The 2,186-nt window shown below is 32.2% G+C and carries 1 protein-coding gene; it reads left to right on the forward strand.

Annotated elements, in window-relative coordinates:
- Window positions 1-370: 370 nt before the first annotated feature.
- Window positions 371-1,783 (forward strand): hypothetical protein, encoded by a 1,413-nt coding sequence (locus tag AFK68_RS00685; RefSeq protein WP_094670835.1) that lies wholly within the window; start codon window positions 371-373, stop codon window positions 1,781-1,783.
- The last annotated feature ends 403 nt before the right edge of the window (window positions 1,784-2,186 follow it).

Raw genomic sequence — 2,186 nt, forward strand, 5'->3', positions numbered from 1 at the left:
ATTGGGAAATATCCTAGCACTTTTTTTCCCCTTCAAAGGGGAGGCTTTAAACCACAATTATTTAATTAACAATTAATAATTAATAATTCGGTAAAGTTGTAAAAATTAGCCTTTACTTCTTCCCTCTTCCTTCTTCCCTCTTCCTTACAATACCGATGCTACCGGAAATGATATAAATTATTACTTTTGACTTTTGACTTTTAATTTTTGATTTTTGACTTCTCAATACTGCATAACCTCCAGCAAGATATAAATATATGTAAATCAAAGGGATAATAACCTAGCAGTAAACTCAACTTTTGAGGGAGAAAAATTATCATACAATTAACAATTAAAGATGACTATTGTTTATTGAGCTGATCTATTCTTTATGGGTACTATATCTAAATACTGGAGACATATTAAAATTAATAGTTCTGGTTCTCGCCAAATTCTGGAAATTGCGGAGGCTAAAGAATTTTTGACCTCAAATTTTCCAGAATATTTAACAGCTAGTGACGTTTTAGATATTAATATTCAGCGTCAACTTTTAGCATGGGTGCGAGATAATTCAGATACTAATCCAGAGATAAATCCTTTATTAGCAGAACGCTGTTTACTCTGTTTTATATCTTGGCAAATTGAAGGAGTTTGTCAACAGTTAGCTGCTAATTTTGGTAAAAATTATGGCTTTACTAGCAGGGATTTATTCCCTTATGTTTTGACTGATGATGGTAGAATATCTAGCCAAAGAAAACAAAATTATGCTCCCTCTTTTGCTCAAGAAATTCTCCAAAGTTTTGACCCAAATCAAAGCAGTTTAGCTACTTGGACAACTAGAAAAGTCAAACAGAATTCTGATCTAAATAGTTTCTTACTAGAATGTGGAGTTTATTTAATTAGTGATTGGGCACTGCTGAATGATACTCCTCCAAAACAACTAGAAAAAATTTTCTCATCCTTTTATAATTTTACTGCTCTTGAAACTCAAGAAAGCCTGAATATTTTGTCAAGTTATCACGCTATTTATCGGGCACAACATCGTATACAACGTCTGTCAAGATCGGGGAAACAATGTTTACCACCAACTACGGAACAATTACAAAAAATTACTCATTTAATAGAAACTCAAACTGGTAAAAATCTTTATCCAAAGGTTTTAATGACTAAACTACAAAATCTGGCTTCTCAACTACGAGAGTACCGAATTTCTGTGAGAAGAGGTTCTCTACCTACAGTTCCATTAGATACTTCTAAAAATCAATCTTTAGCTAATAAAATGTCCGTCTCTCAAGAGACAGATACTATAGATGAAGAGAATGAATTTTTGACTAACTATAGAAAACAATTTATTCAGAGTTTAGATGCTGCAATAGCTGAAGTAACAGATGCTTGGATAACTTTACTGAAGCGCAAGAAAAACTCCAAAACAGCACAATTTATCCAAGCATTACATCTATATCATTGTGAGAAAAAATCCATGACAGAAATTGCTAAAGATGTGGGATTAAAAGCGCAATATCAAGTGACTCGCTTACTGAAATTAAAATCATTTCGGACTGATATTCGGCAAAAACTATTAGTTAGTTTGCGCCATCGTATCTTAGAACTTGCTCAAGATTATACGAACCCAGAAACTTTAAAAAGTTTAGATAAACAAATAGAAATAGCCCTAGATGAACAAGTTAATCAAGTATTTGAAGAAGCACAAGCAGAAGGTTATACATCTAGTCATCATTATACAGAAACTTTATTTGCTAAAAGAGTTTGTAGCTATTTAGATTTAATAAAACCCCGCTCTTAGCAAATTCAGAAGTCAGAATTCAGAAGTTGTTTTTGTCAGGAGTATTTCTGAACTCAGAAGTCAGAAGTCAGAACTCATAAATTAAATTCCTACTTTTTTAAAAGCGATAAAACTAGAAAAAATATTTAACTGATAACTGTTAACGCAGTTCCTCTGCAAGAGGCTAACTGTTAACGCAGTTCCTCTGCAAGAGGCTAACTGATTAAAAGGCGATATTTTAGAGCAAATTATTTTGATCAAAAAACTGAGTATAGAGGAAAAATTACAATGAATAATCAATTAACTAATAACTTAGAATATCTCCTAGATTTTCAGCCTATTTCTACAGACTCTATTCATCTATCATTAGACAAAATTGAGCAGGCTATTCAAATCACCCATCAAATTCCTAATGAATCAAGAC

This window comes from Hydrocoleum sp. CS-953 (assembly GCF_002260545.1).
In the GTDB taxonomy this organism is placed as follows: domain Bacteria; phylum Cyanobacteriota; class Cyanobacteriia; order Cyanobacteriales; family Microcoleaceae; genus Trichodesmium.

Excerpts from the sequence above, each read along its gene's own strand:
- AFK68_RS00685 (WP_094670835.1), top strand. The coding sequence starts at position 371 with ATGGGTACTATATCTAAATACTGGAGACATATTAAAATTAATAGTTCT.